Genomic DNA, 18,535 nt, shown 5'->3' with positions numbered 1-18,535 from the left:
GCCTAAGTTAGTTGAATAGAGAAAGGTTTTTTCCTTATGAGTAAGCGTCAAAATAACCGTGAAGAAGTCGTTGTTAAGATTCTTGATGCCGCTGAAATTGAGTTTGGATTAAATGGTTTTAACGGAGCTAGTCTACAGCATATTGCTGAGCGTGCTGGTTTACCGAAACCGAATATTATTTATTACTTTCAATCTAAGGCAAACCTTTATAAGAAAGTGTTGGATCAGACTCTTTTGGGCTGGAATGATGTTTTTGATCGGGCGACCTTTGAAGACAACCCTGCGGAGGTACTGGACCGTTTCATACGCGTTAAGCTACAACAAAGCTTTGACAAACCAGTTGCATCTCGCCTTTTTGCCATGGAAGTGATTGGTGGTGCCCAGCATATAGGCGACTATTTAAAAGAAGAGCTACGCCCATGGTTTGTATCTCGCGTGGAGTTATTACAAGCATGGATGGATGCAGGAAAAATGCAACAAAGAGATCCTGCCAGCTTAATTTATATGATTTGGGCCACTACCCAGCACTATGCTGATTTTGAAGCTCAAGTCGTTGCTTTAAATGGTATTGAAACTACTAGCGAAGAAGATATAAAGCGTATCGGTGATACAGTAAGTGAAATTATATTAACGGGCTGTGGACTTAGCTTACCTTCACAATAGTCACTGCTCGGCTAAGGAAAACTATTAATAAAAAGGGGGCTTAGAGCCCCTTTTTATGTTTCTCTTGATTGATGAATGTGCTGGATTAATGCTCTTAATTTGGCAGGTTTTGCAGGCTTCGCCATATAGGTAATATTCTCTGCTTTACACATATCAACCAACTCTGGATCTCTCATTGCGGTAATGAGCACTGCAGGAATCTCTTTTCCTGCTTGTAACCTCAATGCTTTTATTAACGAGACGCCGTCTTTATTCTCATCAAGGTGGTAGTCTACGAGTAGTAATTCTGCTACCCCTTCAGCTTGTAGCGCATCGTCAAATTGATCGAAGGTTTGGCACTCACATTGCCAGTGATTGAGTAATGTGCTCATTGCTTGGAGGTTATTTTTATCGTCATCTATGCACCAAACATAGCAATTAGTCTGTGGTGTAAGCACTTCTTCTATTGTCTCATTGACGGGTAAGGGGGCTGCTGTAGTTTGATGTGCTAGTGGAATTCCAATACTAAAGCAGCTTCCTTTACCCGGTGTAGAGTGGATTTCTGTTACTAAACCTAACTGTGTTTGCATGCGTTGTACTAGTCCTAGGCCTAGCCCCATACCTGGCTCAGGGTTATTTTCCCAGCGGTAAAAATCCTCAAAAATTTTCTCCTGTTGAGCTGCTGGTATACCAACCCCAGTATCCCAAACTTGCACATAAACTTGCTCTTTTCTCGATCTGACGCCTAATAAAACCCTACCTTTTTCTGTGTACTTTACGGCATTCGAAACAAAGTTTTGGATAATGCGACGTAAATAAATAGGGTCTGTATGAACGTGCAGTGGGCGAAGCCTTGAGCTTAGTAATAAATTTTTGTTTTCCGCGATAACGCCGAACTCAGCGACAATTGGTGTGAGTATATCCTGTAGGTTACAGTCTTCTAGTTTGGGTTGGATAGCTCCTTGGTCTAATCGGGCGATCTCTAGTAGCGTTGCAATTAGCGTTTCAGTAGATTCTAAGGAGTCAAACAGTTTGCTAACAATCTCTGAGCTATCTTTTGGTAATTTGGAGGATTGCAGGACACTCATATAAAGCTTGGCTGCGTTTAGTGGCTGCAGTATGTCATGGCTCGCCAAGGCGAGAAATTCTGTTTTGGAGGCGTTTGCTTGCTCGGCTTCGGCTTTAGCACTGATGAGAGCTTGCTCTGCAGAGTTACGTCGTTCAATTTCTTGGATGAGTTCGTAGTTAACACTTTGGATTTCTTGTGTTCGTGCAACAACGCGATTTTCCAAGTCTATATTAGCTTCTTTTAGGGCTTGCTGGCTTTCAATGTGGATAGTGACGTCGGTGAAACTGGTCACAAAGCCGCCGTCAGGCAAAGGGTTACCAACAATCTCAATAACTCTGCCATTACCACGGCGTCGTAAGAAACGGTAGCTGGTACCACGTTTTAGATGATCTAAACGGCGATTAACCAAGTCTTCTAATTCACCTGCTCCACATTCTCCCCTTGAGGCATTGAAACGAATGAGAGCTTCCACAGAAAGACCTACCTTTAGCATACCTTCAGGATATGGATAGAGAGTTGAGTAAGTTTTATTCCACGCCACCACCCTAAGATCTTTATCGATAACGCTAATACCCTGATCGAGGTTATCCATAGAGATGAAGAGTAAGTTCTGGCTAAACTGAATAGCTTGAGTGGTTTCGTCAAAGTAGGTCACCATCTCTTCTACACGGATTTGTTTGTCGATCAGCACCGAGTTAATAATTGTTCTTGCGGACGAGCCCCCCAATACTCCACCTAACACGCGTTCACAGTAATCAATGAACGGGCGATCGGGGGAGGCATTTTCAGAGATAGTTTGGTTGTAATCTATTTCATAACTAATCAGTACTTGCTTGCACTTCTGGCGGCCTAAAAATGTTTCTAATAAGACAAAAAAATCGCCATTGGTTGCTTTGCTTTTGGGTTTTGCAAAGTTCTGTTCTAATTCTGTTTTTGGATTCACGAAGGCTGTGGCTTGAATTCTATCTATCAGGCGCTCCGTGGAGAGTAGAGACCCCACAACATAGCCAATGATATTGGCGACTAGACTAATAAAAGCGCCATAACTAATGTGTTCAGAGCTTGGCTTGACATTTCTATGCACCCATTCGACATCGCCTGTTAATGGCAGCATCATGATCAGTACCCATGTTAAAAAACCCAGTGTTAATCCCGTGTATACACCATGAGCATGGGCTCGTTTCCAATACAGGCCTCCTACCACAGCCGGCATTAGTTGCAATACCAAAGAGAAAGCAAGGATACCCATACCAGATAGGGAATCATTGTGCGCCATTTCTTTGTAGTAGAGGAAAGATAAGGTCAATATTCCCGCAATGGCTAGACGTCGTACGATTAGGATTTTGCGACTATACAAAGGCAGTGATTGCTGCTGTGCACTTGCTCTAGCCAACATGATGGGTAAGATCACGTCATTGCTGATCATGATACTTAAGGAAAATGTTGCCATAATAATCATGGCAGTCGTTGCAGACATTCCCCCAAGAAATATCAGCATTTGTAAGGCGAGGTTGTCTGAAATAAGAGCAAACTGAATTACATAGGTGTCAGGATTGACGTCTGATGTGAAGAAGGTCTGGCCCGCAATAGCAATAGGCGGAATCATGACGGCAAAAATCAATAAGTACAAAGGAAATAACCATCGAGCGAGCTCTGATTGTTGATTATCTTGGTGGTCTACAACGGTAACGTGAAACTGGCGAGGCAAACAAATTACTGCGGCAGCAGCCATAAAGGTTTGCATGATAAAAGGGAAACTTAGAAATTGCTCTGGCGCCCAAACCGAAGAATCAATATTTCTTGCTAAGCCTTGCAGATTAATGCTTTTGGCCATGAAGATGACGACCAAACCCAGAGCCACAATGGCAATCAATTTAAAGAGCGACTCAGCGCCAATGGCGAGCATCATACCTGAACGGTACTCAGTTACTTCCACTTTCCGTGTGCCAAATAGCATAGCAAAGACACCGATGAGTACAGCTGCGATGAGTACCGCGAAGTGTATGCTCGATTCATCCTGATTGACAAAAAGAGCGAAACTTGAACCGATGGCCTTTAGTTGTAGAGCGATATAAGGAATAACAGCCAGCATGCATATCAAAATGATGAGCGGTGCTGTGATAGGGCGTTTGCCATAGCGAGATGAAATGAAATCTGCAATAGAGGTGATGTTTTCTTTCTGGCTAACCCTAATCATTTTACGTAATAGGGGAAAGCCAAACCGGTAAAGCAAAATAGGCCCAAGTAAGATAGGGAGATAATTCCACCCCGAACGAGCTGCTTCGCCTATTGCCCCATAGAATGTCCATGCCGTACAGAAAATAGCGAGTGAAAGGCTATATACAATAGGGTGATGAGTGAGTCTTTTGGCTTTGGGGCCTTGCTTATCCCCCCATATGGCAATACAGAATAGGCCAAAAACATAAAATATCGCTAATAAAACCCAGAACACAGTCATTTAATGGACTACCTAAACATATACCTAAGCTTATTATTTTTAAAAGCAGTTTGGTTTCTTTTTTCATTTTTCAATGTATCACAATCTGGCGATAAATCCTCTACGACTTAAGTCTGTAAATCACGAATCATTCTTAATTATTGATATAAGGGTATGTAAAGACACAAATAACTGTTTAGGCTTATCCCTTATTTGCTAGTTATTGATGATCTGGAAAGGTATCATTTATGAATTAAACCATTGTTTGGGTTTGTTTAGTTATGCTGTATCGCAAATGACATATTCATTTGCTTTTATTATATCTAGGCTCTGTTTTCCCAATTTATTTTAGCAGGAGAAGGTAATGCAAATTTCAGAAAATGCGGTTGTCAGTATGCACTACACATTAACGGATGAAGAAGGTCAGGAATTGGATTCTTCGATTGGGCAAGAACCGTTAGTTTTTTTAAGTGGTGCGCAAAATATTATTCAAGGTCTAGATACGGCATTGCAAGGTAAAGTGGCTGGAGATAAAGCTACCGTTGCTGTTTCCCCTGAAGAGGGTTATGGCTTGGTTCATCAAGAGCTTATTCAAAAAGTGCCTACAGAAAACTTCCAAGGCGTAGATGATATTCAAGTCGGTATGCAGTTTATGGCACAAACACCAGGTGGACAGCAGCCTGTTACCGTTATTGGTGTTGAAGAAGATGGCATTATGCTTGATGGTAACCATCCACTAGCAGGAAAAGCCTTAAACTTTGATGTGGAAATTATTGAAGTGCGTGAAGCTACAGCAGAAGAAATTGAGCATGGACATGTTCATGGTGAAGGCGGTCATCATCATTAAATAACGATCGTTGTTTAGTTGAGAGTCATGTTTTTAAAAAGGCAGTACTTATTTTAAGGAACTGCCTTTTTTCATATAAGTATAAAAATATATATTGAGGAAAAAAGATTTATTCGGCGAGTTAGAGTTTAATAAGTCTAGTGTATTAAACTTAATTGTATGACAAAATGTATGGTAATTATCCAACGCGCTGAAGTTTGTCGCAGTGGAACAATCATATAAAGAATTCTGTCTTTGTTACGAAGGAACCGCAAATGAAAAAATTTAAACTGCAAGTCATGGGTGCACTTAGCTTGATTATTGCTGCAACCGTATTGATTGTTGCCTTGTCAGACTTTCTATCATTCCGATCCGAGAGTATGGATCTGAATAAACAAATCCTTCGTGAAAAGAATTTAGCGTTAGAGGCGCAACTAGTGGAAAAGTTTGCTAGTTACGAATCCGCTTTGGCTTCGTTAGAAATAAAAAATCATAAAATTAATAGTGATTCTTTATCTGATAGCAATGCTGAAAAATTGGCATCACTCTATAGCTTGCTTAAAGCGCGAAGTAATGGTGTGTATTTGTTTGATACCTCTGGTGCTGTTTACAACAGAACAGGAAAGAAATCGAAAACGAATTATAAAGAACGTAGTTATTACCGAGCCTTATTTGAAAGAGGGGAAACCTTCTTTGTTTCTCCTACTTATACATCCAAAGGCGAATTATTTGTTGCTTTAGCTTATAACGTAAATTCTGATGTTGCCGTAATGACAACGATTCGTTTGGATATCTTTATCGGCCATTTGAAAGATAGGGATGACTTAATCGTTTACATAGGTAATGGTAAAGTCATCGTGTCTCCGTACGAAGAATGGTTAGGTCAAAAAATCAAAGACTTACGCCCTGTTTTTGAGAAGTTTGATACAGATCACCCAGAACTTTCCTATACCGCTGAAGTAGATGGTAAGAATGTCGACTATACGGCTTTCTGGGGGAAAATGGAGATTAATGGTTGGGAATACATTAGTTTCACTCGTGACGAACAGATTACTGAAAGTGCAAATACTCAGTTATTCTACTCCTTATTAGTTGGTCTCATTTGCATTCTGCTGGCAGGAGGCGTGCTACTAATTGTATTGGGTAAACTGGTACTAAACCCTGTTGGTGGTGCACCTGAAGATATTGAATCTTTAATGGAGAAAATGGCTGAAGGTGACCTACGAGAAAAACTTGTAGGATCTGACCGGGATACGGGTATCTATCGTTCACTAGTGGCACTTTCAAGCAGACTAACAACTATTGTTGGCAACACGTTAAGAGGCTCAGATAGTGTTGCTTCAGCATCACAAGAGTTGAACGCTGTTATGAATGATACTTTAGCTAATATGGAAAATGAGAAGCAACAGGTTGAACAAATCTCCATGGCGATTCATGAGCTCTCCTCTACATCTCAGAATGTAAGCGAGAAGGCGGTGAATGCTGAAGAGCAGGCTAAATTAAGTCTTACAACGATAGAAAACGGTAAAGCGACTCTCGATAAAAACATATCCTTGACGAAAGATATTAATGATTCTGTGACTGAAACTGCGAGTCTAGTCGACGAACTAAGGAAGTTCTCAATAGAAATTGGTTCTGTGACAGATGTTATTAATGGTATTTCAGAACAAACCAATTTATTGGCCCTGAATGCAGCAATTGAAGCGGCTCGTGCTGGAGAAACCGGACGTGGCTTCGCTGTGGTGGCTGACGAAGTGAGGGCGTTAGCCTCTAAGACTCAGGACTCAACCATTAGCATTCAAGAGATCATCTCTAAGCTGCAAGATAAATCTGAGAAAGCAAGCACGAACATGCTGAAGAATGTTCAATTAATTGAAGGTTCTGTTGATTTTGCTAAACAGGTTAATGACTCATTTGAAGAGATTTCTAGTGTGATTAATGCTATCTCTGAGATTAACTCCATGGTGGCAACAGCATCATTACAGCAAACGAGTGTGACGGAAGAGCTTTCTAAGAACACAGTGCAAGTATTTGATCTAGTGCAACAAAATACAGCCGCAATCAATGAAACTCTTGCTGCAACTAGTGACTTGGCACAGCAAGCCCAGTCGCAAAAGGATGAGATGGACTTCTTTAAAGTCTAAGTTCTTTAACGCCATTTGAAGCGCCTAGCTATGAGATGTTTTACATTGAAATAGCGAGGCGCTTTTTTGTAGGTAATTGCTATCGAATCGATAAAAACTATCGATTTATTCTTTTTTATTTTTTTAGTTAATATAAAGGCACATAAAAAAAGAGGACTAAAAAATGAAAAATATAACTAAGATAGTAAAAGGCATATTCGTTAAAAAAGTAAAAGTAGATCGAGCTGGTGATGCAAGTCAGTGTAATTATTGCGATAACTACTATGGTGATAAAACTTGTCGAGCTGAGTGATAACACAACAGACAAGCGGAAAGCTTATAAAGAGAAAGAATAAAAAAAGAGCCACAGAGAGCTCTTTTTTACCTTGGGGCTAAGTTGTTTTTAAAAAAGACTTTAACGTTCAAAGCGCTTTTCGAGATAAGTAATAATATCGGAAGACTCGTAAAGCCAGCTGACTTTATTATTTTCTTCTATACGAAGGCAAGGCACTTTTAACTTTCCACCACCCTCTAATAATTCCATACGATATGAAGAACCTATAGAGGCATTTCGCTTCTCTATTGGTAAGTTTAGTTTGTGCATTGCTCGACGTGTCTTTGTACAAAAAGGGCAGGCGGAAAACTGATAAAGAGACAAGCTTTTTAGCTGCTCATTTACTTCTAATTGCTGTTCAGGGGAGCGTTTTAGCTTTTGGCCCCGAGTAAGGAAGTCGACAATAATAATTGTGTAGCCTAAAAGGTTACGTATGAATTGAATAAAAAACTTCATAAAAATAGCTTAACTTAATAAATGGAGGCGCAATTTTAGCGCTATCTTGTCTGTTTATTAAGAGGGCTACTCATCTGTATTTAAATATCTGAATTATTTGCACTATAAACCATGGTGACATGCTCAATTCCATCTTCAATATAAGGTTCTGATGTCGTGGTAAAGCCATGCTTTTGATAGAAACCTTGCAGATGAGATTGAGCTCCAATCTTTATAGGAATGTCTGGCCATTGTGTTATACAGCTTTGTATTGCTCGTTTAACAAGTTGGTGGCCTAGTTTATCTTTTCTGTGATTTTCAATAACAAGTACACGCCCTATGCTTGAATGATTCTGGTAACTGATATTTGGCGCAATGATACGTGCATACGCGATAGGGTTTCCTTCGAGTAAGGCGAAAAGATGCTTTGTGTTGTCATGCTTATCGATATTATCCAGCTCTGGATAGGGGCAGTTTTGTTCAACAACAAAGATGTCTGTTCGTACTTTTAATAGATCATATAAAGTGAAAAGAGACAGTTCAGTGAAGCCTTGTTGGTGCCAAGTTAGCATAATCTTATATCTCGTAAAAATTAACCTTGTTGGATTAAGGTGTGTAGGCGCTTAGGCAAACTCTAACTAAGATTCACTCTAAAGTCATTGAACACAATAAGCTAGGTTGTTTGAAGAAGTAATAGTCGAGTACTAAGAGAGATGCTATTGGGGGATAGAATAAAGAATTAGGGCGTAAATAGCGTTACATGAATGCAGGTACTAGTACGCCCTTTGAGATATTCTTCATTGGTGTTTTACACTCTTTTTATGCTGTTATAAGTTGATTAGAAGGATGTTGTTACGCGTGCTTCATACTCTGTTGGCTTAATGATTTTTTGATATTAGCAAAGCTCGCTTTTACTTTCTTTGCAATTGAAGAAGCCATTGACGCGACCATTTCAGCACGTTGCTTGTTGGCAAGAGCGACATAGTATTCAACTTCTGAAGTAGGGTTAGCAGTAGTGAAATCGCCTAGGGCTTCTGTAGAAAATATGGAATTTTTCATCTTGTTCTCCTTAAAATTATCACAAAGAGTGAATCTCTTTGTTGAGTAAATATTAAGCAGTTAGACTGGACAGAACAAACGATAAAAAATACAGCTTAAGGTGAAAAAAACTAACCTTTACCTGATCTAGTTTTTAGTTAGGTTAGCTATTTAATAATAGATTCTCTTAATTAATAACCTGTCATATTAAGACATAGGGCTACATATAGCGGCTAAAAGTGGGTCATTATTGTCGAGAGAATACCAAGTCGCTTTTGCGTTTTGTGCTGAGTCAGGGAAGTGTGCTCTAGCTTTCTGCTGACAATCAATTACCTGAGGAACCAGTTTGGCGGTTTGTCTACGCTCAAAGAAATACAGGTTCACATGGACTAAATTTGGATCAATTTTGTTAACGGAAGAATTGGTTACATCTGCAGCTATAAAACGCATGGTCTGAGGAAATACATAGCTCCAAGGGCGCCATGGTGCTTCTTCTTGAACTGTCTTCACAACTACGACACCAGAAGGTAATAAGCCTGCCTGATGGTCATACCAGCTGTATTCGCTTTGAATTTGTATTCCAATCATAGATAGCCCCGCAAAAACAGGCACTAGCCATTTCGGTGCGGTTTGTTTGGAAAGTTTTCTTATTAATAAGGCAATACCAGCACCACCGATGCCAGCAAAAACAGTTGCTATAAGTTCCCAAAACATAAGATTCACTCTTTTTTATTGTTGTTATGTATTCGAGTAAGGAGCCAGACCGAGTATTTGCAGTCTGGCTCTTACCATTAGTGCATTATCTAATATTGATCTTATTTCTCTTAGTGATCAACAGCAGAACCAGCACCTTGAGGGTAGCGAACGCTTTCAACAAGGTCTTGGATTTCTTTTGGTGGCTCTTCTGTCATTGAAGATACGGTGAAGGCAACAGCAAAGTTGATTACTGCACCAATGGCACCGAACGACAATGGAGATATGCCGAACAACCAGTTATCTGGTGTATTAGCGAATGATGCTGTACCCGGAATGAAGAACCAACCTAGGAATAGGAAGATATACACCAGAGTAGAGCACAAGCCTGCTAACATACCCGCAATAGCACCTTTGCTATTAACACGTTTCGAGAAGATACCCATCATTAGCGCTGGGAAGATCGAAGCTGCCGCAATACCGAAGGCCAGAGCTACCACTTGGGCTGCAAAGCCTGGTGGGTTCATACCTAGGTAGGTGGCAACGACAATGGCGACGAACATGGATATTCGTGCCGCTTTGAGCTCTCCTTTATCGGTTATATTGGGGTTTATCGAGCCTTTTATTAAGTCATGACTTATCGCCGAGGATATGGCTAACAATAAACCTGCCGCGGTAGATAGAGCAGCCGCAAGGCCACCAGCCGCAATCAGACCGATTACCCAACCTGGTAGGTTGGCGATTTCAGGGTTAGCTAATACTAGGATATCTCGGTTAACAACAAGTTCGTTACCTTCCCAACCACGTGCTGTTGCTTCATCTTGGAAAGCTGGCACATCGTTGTAGAATTGAACAAGACCGTCGTTGTTTTTGTCTTCAAACTTAATAAGGCCTGTTGTTTCCCAAGTTTGAACCCAATCAGGGCGCTCGGCATAAGCAATTGGTTGCTCAGTAGGCCCAGAAGGGTAAACCGTATTAATAAGATTCAAACGAGCCATTGATGCTACAGCAGGCGCTGTTAAGTACAACAATGCGATGAATACTAAAGCCCAGCCAGCAGACCAGCGAGCGTCAGCCACTTTAGGCACGGTGAAGAAACGAATAATAACGTGTGGCAAGCCAGCCGTACCAATCATCAAAGATAAAGTGAACAACACCATGTTCAGCTTGTTATCTACATCAGCGGTATAGTCTCTGAAGCCGAGCTCTCGAACCACTTCATCTAATTTTTGCAATAAAGGCAAACCAGATTCAGTGTGAGTGGAGAATAGGCCAATTGCAGGTAGGAAGGTGTCCGTCAATTGTAGAGAGATGAAGACCGCTGGGATGGTATAAGCGATGATCAAAACCACATATTGAGCAACCTGAGTATAGGTTATCCCTTTCATGCCACCTAATACGGCGTAGAAGAATACAACAACCGCAGCGATCACAAGACCAGTGTTTTTGTCTACTTCTAAGAAGCGAGAGAAGGCCACACCAGCACCTGTCATTTGACCGATAACGTAAGTCACGGACGCAACAATCAAACAAGCCACAGCCACTAGGCGAGCTGTTTTACTGTAGAAGCGATCACCAATGAAATCCGGTACAGTGAACTTACCAAACTTACGTAGGTAAGGGGCCAGTAGCATAGCAAGTAATACGTAACCACCAGTCCAACCCATGAGGAAGGTGGAGTTAGCGTAGCCGCCAGCGGCAATAAGGCCTGCCATGGATATGAAGGAAGCTGCAGACATCCAGTCAGCTGCCGTTGCCATACCGTTTAAAACAGGGTGAACACCACCGCCTGCGACATAAAACTCTTTTGTTGAGCCTGCACGAGCCCAAATAGCAATGCCGAAGTAAAGCGCGAATGATCCACCAACGAAGAGAAGGTTAATAGTAAATTGATCCATGGTTGCTACTCCTGCAGGCCGAATTCTTCATCCAATTTGTTCATTTTCCATGCGTAATGGAAGGTCAACAGGATGAAAACGAGAATGGAACCTTGCTGAGCGAACCAGAACCCTAAGTCAGTACCGCCGACAGCGATGCCTGATAGCATAGGTCTGAGTAGAATGGCACAGCCGTAGGACGCGAGAGCCCAAACGACGAGACTGCCAAGAATAAGCCTTAAATTGGCTTGCCAGTATTTCTCTGCATTAACGTTATGATCTGACACGGTCGATCTCCTATAATTATTTTTATTTTGCATTGTTAATTTATCAGGCAGTTATTCAATATGAAGTTCGACTTTAGTCTTATAGTCTTATTTTGTGGTTTAGAAACTGGGGATACATTAGTAAAACAAAGAGATAGCATAGGAAACTAACTAGGAAGTAAGATGATTAGTGAGCAGATTAGAGACAAAATAGTGACCATTTGTAACGAGAAAATTGATAAAAAAGGGCAAGGTGTGCAAGTCTCCTTTTATGCCTTTTTTACCAATAAAAATAATGATCCAGTGAACCTGATGAAGGTAGCTCGTTGGTGGATAGAAGAGCATCAACTTAATCATTTTGAGAAAGCAACCAAAATTCTTAATATGATGGAATTATTGGACTTCTCCAGAACTAAGTAGAAAGGTAATTTAATAATGTCTTTATCAATAACAATCCAAAGAGTTTCGATTGATGCAGTGCTTCCCCTTCGACATCAAGTCCTATGGCCCAATAAAAGCATTGATGAATGCCGCGTCGAAAATGATATTGATGGGTTGCACTTTGGAGCTTATAAAGATGAGAACTTGGTTTGTGTCGCTTCTATTTTTATTGAAGAGAATAGTGTGCGGCTAAGAAAGTTCGCGACTCTTGAAGCATTTCAAGGGCAAGGCATTGGTAGCCAGATGTTAGAGCATCTTATGTCATTTTTAGCTAATTATTTTAAAGAGCAGAAATATATTTTTTGGTGTGATGCGCGAGAAAGCGCAATAGCACTTTATGAGCGATTTGGCATGAAAATCGAAGGTGAACGCTTTTTTAAGGGTGAAATACCTTATCGTCAAATGGCAGTGCATAAGTCATAAAAAGAATGGGTAAGATAATCAAATGATTCAAGCCATATATGTCGCAAAGAAACCAAAAGCACCGCAAATTCAAATAGAGGCGGTACAAGTCGATTTTGGCAAAGGCATTGTCGGCGATAGGAACTATGGCAAAAAGGGAGACGATGGCCCAAATATCACTTTTGTTGAAAGTGAGGCAATAGCGGCTTTTAATATGAACTTTGAGCAAAATATTGCTCTGTCTGATACACGCCGTAATATTGTTACACAAGGCGTTCGCCTTAACGATTTAGTAGGAAAAACCTTTTCTATTGGCAGCGTTACATTTTATGGAGTAGAGCTGTGTCTGCCTTGTGCAAAATTAGGTAAAGCGTTAGAAAATGATGGTATAACTTCTGCTCAGGTGGTGAAAGCTTGGTTACATTCTGGTGGATTGAGGGCTAATGTTCTTAATACAGGTGTCTTGCGGGTCGGTATGGAGTTTAGCTAAATTTCTACGTCTAAATATAATAGGGGGTAAATTGTTTTTCATATTATAACGACTCTTATTACGATTCGGTTTTTATTCAGTTAACTCAACTCAACTTTTTTATTAATTTCACGATAATGATTCTCGTAACAATTTCATTAAATGATTTGCTCTTCCTTTGCTCTGATTCTGAATGAGGTTTCTTGTAACTGATTAGTTTTTATATGATTATTAATTGGAAAATTTGAATAAAGTATCTAATACTGATTAATAATTATATAAATGGAGTTGCTTATGAAAGGTATTGTATTCGTTAAATTCGGCGAGTTTATTGAAGAGTTGTGGGGTGATGAATTCTGGGATGAACTTTTAGAAGAAGCGGATTTACCCAGTGGTGGTATTTATACTGCCGTAGCGACTTATGACGATGAAGAGTTATTTACTTTAATAGGTTTAGTGGTAGAAAAGAAAAATATCTCCTCAAAAGATGCTCAATTCGCTTTTGGTCAGTGGGTTTTTAAAGAGTTATACAGCTTAGCCCCTGGTGGTGCCCACGATTTTAAAGATGTGTTTGAATTTTTACATGCCGTGCAAAACTTTATTCATGTTGAGGTTAAAAAACTTAACCCAGATGCATTACTTCCAGAATTTGAATTCTTATCCGAAACCGCGAATGAACTTACCTTTAATTATCAGTCTCCCCGTAAACTATGTTTTTTCTGTGAGGGAATTATTCGAGGACTAGCTGAACACACAGGCCAAGAGGTCGTTGTGAGTCAACCTGAATGTGAGCACGAAGGTGATCAGCGCTGCGTTATTAAGGTAGAAAAAGTGTGAGCCAAGATAACGCATCTGAAGCTGTTACTGCTGAAACACAGCCTACATTAGAAGATCTAACGAAGCGCTTAGGTGTACTTGAGCGCAAGATTGCTCGTGAAAAGAAAGCGCGCAATATGGCTGAGAATCAATTAGAGCAATATTCTTTAGAGATATATGAAACGAATTTGTCATTAAAGCGTGCGCTAGAGTCAGCGACGCAGAAGCAAGCAGAGCTTGAATATTTAGGCCTGTCTTCTAGTTATGTGGCGTCTGAGTTGCCCCTTAATGTAATGGTCGACAAAATCGTTGATCTGACTGGGGGATTTAGCTCAGCTTCCCATGGTTTTTATATCATCAGTGATAAGGGAAAAGCGGTCGGTGGTAAGCTAAAGCAGATGTGGTCTTTGGCAGAAGGTTGGCAGGAGGGCAATCCATTTGAAGAGGATGTTTTGTCAGTGCTGCCATTGGGAGAGGCAACTCTTTTAGATACGTGGACTGTACAGTCTATTAAAGAAAGGAATATAACCACAGATCAACCTATCCAAACGATTTTTTATACTAATTTCACACTCGGTGGAGAGAGAATTGGATGGATGGCCTTTTTTTGTACAGAAGAGGCTATTAGTGAAGAGTTACTTTCTGTCTTAGAAACCGCGAGAGAGCATTTGCTGAATGGTACGAGAAGGCGCTTAGCAGATATGCGTATTTTGAAGCGTAATGTTCAGTTACAAGACTCTTTAAATAACCTTGAAAAAGCGCGGAAACAGCTTATCCAATCTGAAAAAATGGCATCCCTAGGGCAATTGGCGGCAGGTGTTGCCCATGAAATTAATAATCCAGTAGGCTTTATCCGTTCTAACATGGAAGTTCTTAAAGAATACTTAACTGATATCAAATCATTTCACGCCGAGTTAAGTCAGAACGTTAAAGAAAATGACACGCTAACATTGAGCGCATTTGAAGAAGCTTGTAAAAAATCTGACCTAGATTACATAGAAGATGATTCAACGGATATTCTCAAATCCAATATAGAAGGATTGGATAGAGTGAAAGATATTGTTGATAATTTAAAAGGTTTCTCTCATTCAGGTGATGAAGCTTTGGTGCCGATGTCTTTACCTGACTGTGTTACTGGAGCATTAAAAATTGTTGCGAACTCTTTTAAGTATGAACACACAATAGACAATCAACTGTCAGAGAGCTGCCCGCGGATCATAGGTAATACGGGGCAATTACAACAAGTGTTTGTGAATTTATTTGTGAATGCAGCTTATGCAATGGAAGGCGGTGGGGAACTTTCTATTTCCCATACTGAAGAAAATGATCGAGTTATTCTTCATGTAAAAGATACCGGAAGTGGAATGGATGAAAAGACGGTAAAACAGTTATTTACTCCCTTCTTTACAACCAAACCCGTGGGTGTCGGTACAGGTTTAGGGTTATCTGTCTCTTATGCCATTCTTGAGGCACATGATGCTCAAGTTGTTGTTGATTCTGAGGTAGGAGTTGGCACCACCTTTAACATCAACTTCCCTATGAGCACGGCAACTGAAGACAGTTAGTCTTCAGTTTTTTCCTCTTCAACCTTTTGTTCTTCGATAATGACTGTGAAAGGTGTTGCTTGCTGTTTTTCAAATTGTAGCAGCTTGGTAATGGATTCATTTGTAAATACATGACCTTCAGGCAGCACAAGGATGTCCTTCTCCGTGAAGACGCTGTATTTCAACACCATTCCAGCCTTGATAGAAAGTGCCTTGATCGGTTTTTCAAGGTATTTGCTTGATACTATCTCAGGGTTATCAATTAGTATTCCCAAAATTTCAGGGTCGTAGCGTACACCCATAAACTTCTTCATTTGTAGTTTTACTTCGGCGTCGGGTATTTCCTCTCTGGTAATTCTGGCTAGCCTATAACGCCAGTAGTCACGGGCAACAGCCAGTATTCTCGCACCAAGTGGAATTTGTTCATCGGTAAGTCTATTTGGACCTGAGCCGTTAAAGTGCTCAAACTGGCAGGTGATAATGTCTGAAACATCCTGCATGTGAGCGGCGGGGCTTAATATTAATTGGGCAATAATGGTTTGGTTTTGATATTCCTGCTTCTGATCAAAATCGAGCTCACCAAAAGATTGGCTATAGACAGCGGTATCCATCCCGAGAAGACCGATTTCACACAATGATGCAGCAAAGCTAATTTCTTTTATCTCTTTTTTAGGAAGGGACAACTTCTCGGCAATACGCTTCGACAACAGACTAATACTATTAGCGTAACTACCACTAAGGTGAGGGTTGATACTGATTAAATTAAATAAGACTTTTTGAGTGGCAATATTGTTTTGCTCAACTTTTTTCATCGCCGCATTAATTTGCTTAGTACGTAGTTTAATTTTGTCCTCAAGGGTCTGATTCAAGCCTTTTAGTAAAGAGTTTTGCTTTTTAATAAGCCCCTGTAGTTTGATGTTTTCATGCTTTAACTTTACTTGTTGTAGGCCTTCGGAAATGGCTTCAATAATTTCGTCATTATCCCAAGGTTTTTGCAAATAACGGTGGATCTTGCCTTTATTAACCGCGTCGACAGTGGATTCCATATCAGAATAACCGGTCAATAAAATACGGTAAGTTTCAGGGTAGGAGGTAGCAACTTGTTCAAGAAGCTGGGCGCCAGTCATGGAGGGCATCTTCATATCTGACATGATTAAATGTACGTCATGCTCCTTCATTAGGGCTAAAGCCTTGGCGCCACTTTCAGCCAATAATATTTGATAGCCTTGTTTATGAAGTAAGCGCTTCATCGACTTGAGAATATTTACTTCGTCATCTACACAAAGTACCGTTAAAGGTAGATCTGCCGTTGAACTTTCAGTACTCATTGAATGCCTCCTATTAACGCCTTAACTTTTTAATAGATCTGACAATAATGTAAGGTTTTTCCTTACATTACAATGATATTTGAATGTTTTGTTTGTCATATATAAAACTTTATTGGTCACTAATAATCTATTGCTTTATATGGGGAATGTGTTGGGCTTGCTAAAAAACATTAAACAGCCCTATTCGTTTTTCAACTGTAAACCTGATATCCTTCGCATTCAAAAAAGAGGCTTGTTTTAGGAAGGCTTCGTTGGGTATAAAATCATTTTTGCTCTTCAACCATCTCCCTTTATTTATCTCTCATTTGAGTACTTCTTTTAGCAAAGCTTTGTGAGACAGGCTTGCTTAAATACTTGTTTACATGGATTGTATTTTTAACGAAATTTTATGCAATTGATAAAAAAACGGCTATCACGCCAATACACTAGTACTGTCATTTGGTTAGTGGTTTATGCCTGTACTTTTGGTGTATTGCTTTTGACCTACAAAGCAATGGTACCTTCAGCTCAGCCTTTTAAGAGTGACTTGCTCCCGTCAGTGGCAGAGGCCACTCTAAATGAAGGTGAAGTAGATAGTTCTGCATTGCCTCCTTCATCTTTGACGGCAGATACTCCTTCAGAAGAAAGCCTGTTAAAGCAGGTGCAAATTTCTCCTATTGAGCGTCCGCTAATGGAATACTCCATTAAATCAGGTGATAGCTTAGAGCGTATTTTTAAGCGTTTGGGGTTGTCATTGTCTTCTCTGTACGCTGTTCTAGAAGCGGATCAAGAATTCTTAGTGCTCGAACCTCTGAAAATTAAAGATGAGTTCACTTTTCAGTTAGATGTGCATGGCGAGTTAATGGTACTTACTCGCCATGTTAACCCGAGTAAAAGTATTTCCTATGTTCGACATGCGGCTGGTGGCTTTTATTATGAAGAAAATATTAAACCAATCAGTTATAGAATGAATGTATTACACGGGGCGGTTGAGGGGAGTTTTTACGCCTCTTTAAAACGCCTCGACTTATCCTCAGTAAATATTGCTACCCTGCGTGAAATTCTTGCCCAAAAAGTAAACGTTGACGAGATATCTAAAGAAGGCGGAGAAATAGATTTAGTGACCACTCAAGGTCATATAAATGGCGTAGAGGTAGGTGGCGCTCAGTTAGATGCGATACAAATTCGAACCTCTTATAATGGTGAGGTTTTCAGTGCTTTTCTTCATTCAGATGGACGCTTTTATGATGTGGATGGTATGAGTTTAACTCCCTCGTTGAGACGCTGGCCCACGTCACAGGAATACCGAGTAAGTTCGCCTTTCAATGATAAACGCTTACACCCAATTACAAGTCGTATATCACCCCATAACGGCGTTGATCTAGCGACCCCCACGGGAACACAAGTGTTGGCCACAGGTGATGGCGTTGTCACACGTGTTGAGCGACATAGGTATGCCGGTCAATTTATTGAAGTGGATTATGCTGGTCCTTATGGCGCTAGGTTTCTACACCTAAATAAAACGCTAGTGAAAAAAGGGCAAAAAGTATCAAGGGGTCAAGTGATTGCTTTATCGGGCAATACTGGCCGATCGACAGGGCCGCATTTACATTATGAGCTACATATTAAAGGTTCGCCGGTTAACCCTATGACGGCAGATATTCCCAATACATTTTCCATTCCTACTGAAAGCAAAGCTGAGTTTGATAGAAATGTGACTCAATCACTAAGGATGATGGCGAATAAAGAGATAGCCTACTACCAATAACACTTCTCTTTACAGCCTTACTCTGTTCTGCTTGTTGTAGTACCTTGT

General features: G+C 40.4%; 17 protein-coding genes. 9 read left to right on the top strand and 8 right to left on the bottom strand.

Annotated features, from left to right (window positions below):
* The first annotated feature begins 36 nt into the window (after positions 1–36).
* Positions 37–663 (top strand): TetR/AcrR family transcriptional regulator, encoded by a 627-nt coding sequence (locus tag OFY17_RS10690; RefSeq protein WP_263530721.1) that lies wholly within the window; start codon positions 37–39, stop codon positions 661–663.
* 53 nt (positions 664–716) lie between these two features.
* Here OFY17_RS10690 and OFY17_RS10685 read toward each other — a convergent pair whose 3' ends face one another.
* Entirely contained in the window at positions 717–4,169 is a 3,453-nt protein-coding gene (locus OFY17_RS10685) for a hybrid sensor histidine kinase/response regulator (protein ID WP_263530720.1), read from the bottom strand.
* A 343-nt stretch (positions 4,170–4,512) separates the two neighbouring features.
* On the opposite strand from OFY17_RS10685, the gene OFY17_RS10680 reads away from it, so the two are divergent.
* On the top strand, positions 4,513–4,995 hold the full coding sequence (locus tag OFY17_RS10680) for an FKBP-type peptidyl-prolyl cis-trans isomerase (protein ID WP_263530719.1): 483 nt from the start codon (positions 4,513–4,515) through the stop codon (positions 4,993–4,995).
* A gap of 254 nt (positions 4,996–5,249) precedes the next feature.
* Positions 5,250–7,118 carry a methyl-accepting chemotaxis protein gene (locus OFY17_RS10675; protein ID WP_263530718.1) on the top strand — a complete coding sequence of 623 codons (1,869 nt, stop codon included), beginning with the start codon at positions 5,250–5,252 and terminating at the stop codon, positions 7,116–7,118.
* A gap of 394 nt (positions 7,119–7,512) precedes the next feature.
* Here the strand turns inward: OFY17_RS10675 and OFY17_RS10670 are convergent, their stop codons facing one another.
* From OFY17_RS10670 to OFY17_RS10645, 6 genes are all read right to left on the bottom strand, one after another.
* Positions 7,513–7,887, bottom strand: coding sequence for a glutathione S-transferase N-terminal domain-containing protein (locus OFY17_RS10670; RefSeq protein WP_263530717.1), 375 nt, complete (start codon positions 7,885–7,887; stop codon positions 7,513–7,515).
* A gap of 80 nt (positions 7,888–7,967) precedes the next feature.
* A complete protein-coding gene (locus OFY17_RS10665; RefSeq protein WP_263530716.1) occupies positions 7,968–8,438 on the bottom strand; it encodes a GNAT family N-acetyltransferase in 471 nt (156 codons plus the stop codon).
* A 280-nt stretch (positions 8,439–8,718) separates the two neighbouring features.
* The gene (locus OFY17_RS10660) at positions 8,719–8,925 is read right to left on the bottom strand and encodes an RSP_7527 family protein (RefSeq protein ID WP_263530715.1); all 207 of its coding nucleotides are present in this window, start codon (positions 8,923–8,925) and stop codon (positions 8,719–8,721) included.
* Between the two features lie 186 nt (positions 8,926–9,111).
* Positions 9,112–9,618, bottom strand: coding sequence for a hypothetical protein (locus tag OFY17_RS10655; protein ID WP_263530714.1), 507 nt, complete (start codon positions 9,616–9,618; stop codon positions 9,112–9,114).
* A gap of 110 nt (positions 9,619–9,728) precedes the next feature.
* Entirely contained in the window at positions 9,729–11,495 is a 1,767-nt protein-coding gene (locus OFY17_RS10650) for a sodium:solute symporter family protein (protein ID WP_263530713.1), read from the bottom strand.
* 5 nt (positions 11,496–11,500) lie between these two features.
* Positions 11,501–11,794, bottom strand: coding sequence for a DUF4212 domain-containing protein (locus OFY17_RS10645; RefSeq protein WP_407659422.1), 294 nt, complete (start codon positions 11,792–11,794; stop codon positions 11,501–11,503).
* 129 nt (positions 11,795–11,923) lie between these two features.
* On the opposite strand from OFY17_RS10645, the gene OFY17_RS10640 reads away from it, so the two are divergent.
* The 5 genes from OFY17_RS10640 to OFY17_RS10620 all read left to right on the top strand — a co-directional run bounded on the left by OFY17_RS10640 (position 11,924) and on the right by OFY17_RS10620 (position 15,433).
* Positions 11,924–12,160, top strand: coding sequence for a DUF6500 family protein (locus OFY17_RS10640; RefSeq protein WP_318013673.1), 237 nt, complete (start codon positions 11,924–11,926; stop codon positions 12,158–12,160).
* 15 nt (positions 12,161–12,175) lie between these two features.
* Entirely contained in the window at positions 12,176–12,604 is a 429-nt protein-coding gene (locus OFY17_RS10635) for a GNAT family N-acetyltransferase (RefSeq protein ID WP_263530711.1), read from the top strand.
* A gap of 22 nt (positions 12,605–12,626) precedes the next feature.
* Positions 12,627–13,073: an MOSC domain-containing protein gene (locus OFY17_RS10630; protein ID WP_263530710.1), complete on the top strand. Its 447-nt coding sequence runs from the start codon at positions 12,627–12,629 to the stop codon at positions 13,071–13,073.
* A gap of 273 nt (positions 13,074–13,346) precedes the next feature.
* Positions 13,347–13,889 (top strand): heme NO-binding domain-containing protein, encoded by a 543-nt coding sequence (locus OFY17_RS10625; protein ID WP_263530709.1) that lies wholly within the window; start codon positions 13,347–13,349, stop codon positions 13,887–13,889.
* Entirely contained in the window at positions 13,886–15,433 is a 1,548-nt protein-coding gene (locus OFY17_RS10620) for a sensor histidine kinase (protein WP_263530708.1), read from the top strand. Before OFY17_RS10625 ends, OFY17_RS10620 begins: the two co-directional genes overlap by 4 nt.
* Here OFY17_RS10620 and OFY17_RS10615 read toward each other — a convergent pair.
* Positions 15,430–16,740 carry a response regulator gene (locus OFY17_RS10615; RefSeq protein WP_263530707.1) on the bottom strand — a complete coding sequence of 437 codons (1,311 nt, stop codon included), beginning with the start codon at positions 16,738–16,740 and terminating at the stop codon, positions 15,430–15,432. The two genes, OFY17_RS10620 and OFY17_RS10615, sit on opposite strands and share 4 nt — an antisense overlap.
* A gap of 388 nt (positions 16,741–17,128) precedes the next feature.
* On the opposite strand from OFY17_RS10615, the gene OFY17_RS10610 reads away from it, so the two are divergent.
* Positions 17,129–18,487 (top strand): peptidoglycan DD-metalloendopeptidase family protein, encoded by a 1,359-nt coding sequence (locus OFY17_RS10610; RefSeq protein ID WP_263530706.1) that lies wholly within the window; start codon positions 17,129–17,131, stop codon positions 18,485–18,487.
* Positions 18,488–18,535: the final 48 nt, after the last annotated feature.

Source organism: Marinomonas sargassi (assembly GCF_025716875.1).
GTDB classification, from domain to species: Bacteria; Pseudomonadota; Gammaproteobacteria; order Pseudomonadales; family Marinomonadaceae; genus Marinomonas; species Marinomonas sargassi.
Note: the sequence above shows the minus strand (reverse complement) of the source record. Positions and strands in the feature narration are given on the sequence as shown.

Coding starts and splice junctions, on each gene's coding strand:
- OFY17_RS10690 (WP_263530721.1), top strand. CDS start 37: ATGAGTAAGCGTCAAAATAACCGTGAAGAAGTCGTTGTTAAGATTCTT.
- OFY17_RS10685 (WP_263530720.1), bottom strand. CDS start 4,169: ATGACTGTGTTCTGGGTTTTATTAGCGATATTTTATGTTTTTGGCCTA.
- OFY17_RS10680 (WP_263530719.1), top strand. CDS start 4,513: ATGCAAATTTCAGAAAATGCGGTTGTCAGTATGCACTACACATTAACG.
- OFY17_RS10675 (WP_263530718.1), top strand. CDS start 5,250: ATGAAAAAATTTAAACTGCAAGTCATGGGTGCACTTAGCTTGATTATT.
- OFY17_RS10670 (WP_263530717.1), bottom strand. CDS start 7,887: ATGAAGTTTTTTATTCAATTCATACGTAACCTTTTAGGCTACACAATT.
- OFY17_RS10665 (WP_263530716.1), bottom strand. CDS start 8,438: ATGCTAACTTGGCACCAACAAGGCTTCACTGAACTGTCTCTTTTCACT.
- OFY17_RS10660 (WP_263530715.1), bottom strand. CDS start 8,925: ATGAAAAATTCCATATTTTCTACAGAAGCCCTAGGCGATTTCACTACT.
- OFY17_RS10655 (WP_263530714.1), bottom strand. CDS start 9,618: ATGTTTTGGGAACTTATAGCAACTGTTTTTGCTGGCATCGGTGGTGCT.
- OFY17_RS10650 (WP_263530713.1), bottom strand. CDS start 11,495: ATGGATCAATTTACTATTAACCTTCTCTTCGTTGGTGGATCATTCGCG.
- OFY17_RS10645 (WP_407659422.1), bottom strand. CDS start 11,794: ATGCAAAATAAAAATAATTATAGGAGATCGACCGTGTCAGATCATAAC.
- OFY17_RS10640 (WP_318013673.1), top strand. CDS start 11,924: ATGATTAGTGAGCAGATTAGAGACAAAATAGTGACCATTTGTAACGAG.
- OFY17_RS10635 (WP_263530711.1), top strand. CDS start 12,176: ATGTCTTTATCAATAACAATCCAAAGAGTTTCGATTGATGCAGTGCTT.
- OFY17_RS10630 (WP_263530710.1), top strand. CDS start 12,627: ATGATTCAAGCCATATATGTCGCAAAGAAACCAAAAGCACCGCAAATT.
- OFY17_RS10625 (WP_263530709.1), top strand. CDS start 13,347: ATGAAAGGTATTGTATTCGTTAAATTCGGCGAGTTTATTGAAGAGTTG.
- OFY17_RS10615 (WP_263530707.1), bottom strand. CDS start 16,740: ATGAGTACTGAAAGTTCAACGGCAGATCTACCTTTAACGGTACTTTGT.
- OFY17_RS10610 (WP_263530706.1), top strand. CDS start 17,129: ATGCAATTGATAAAAAAACGGCTATCACGCCAATACACTAGTACTGTC.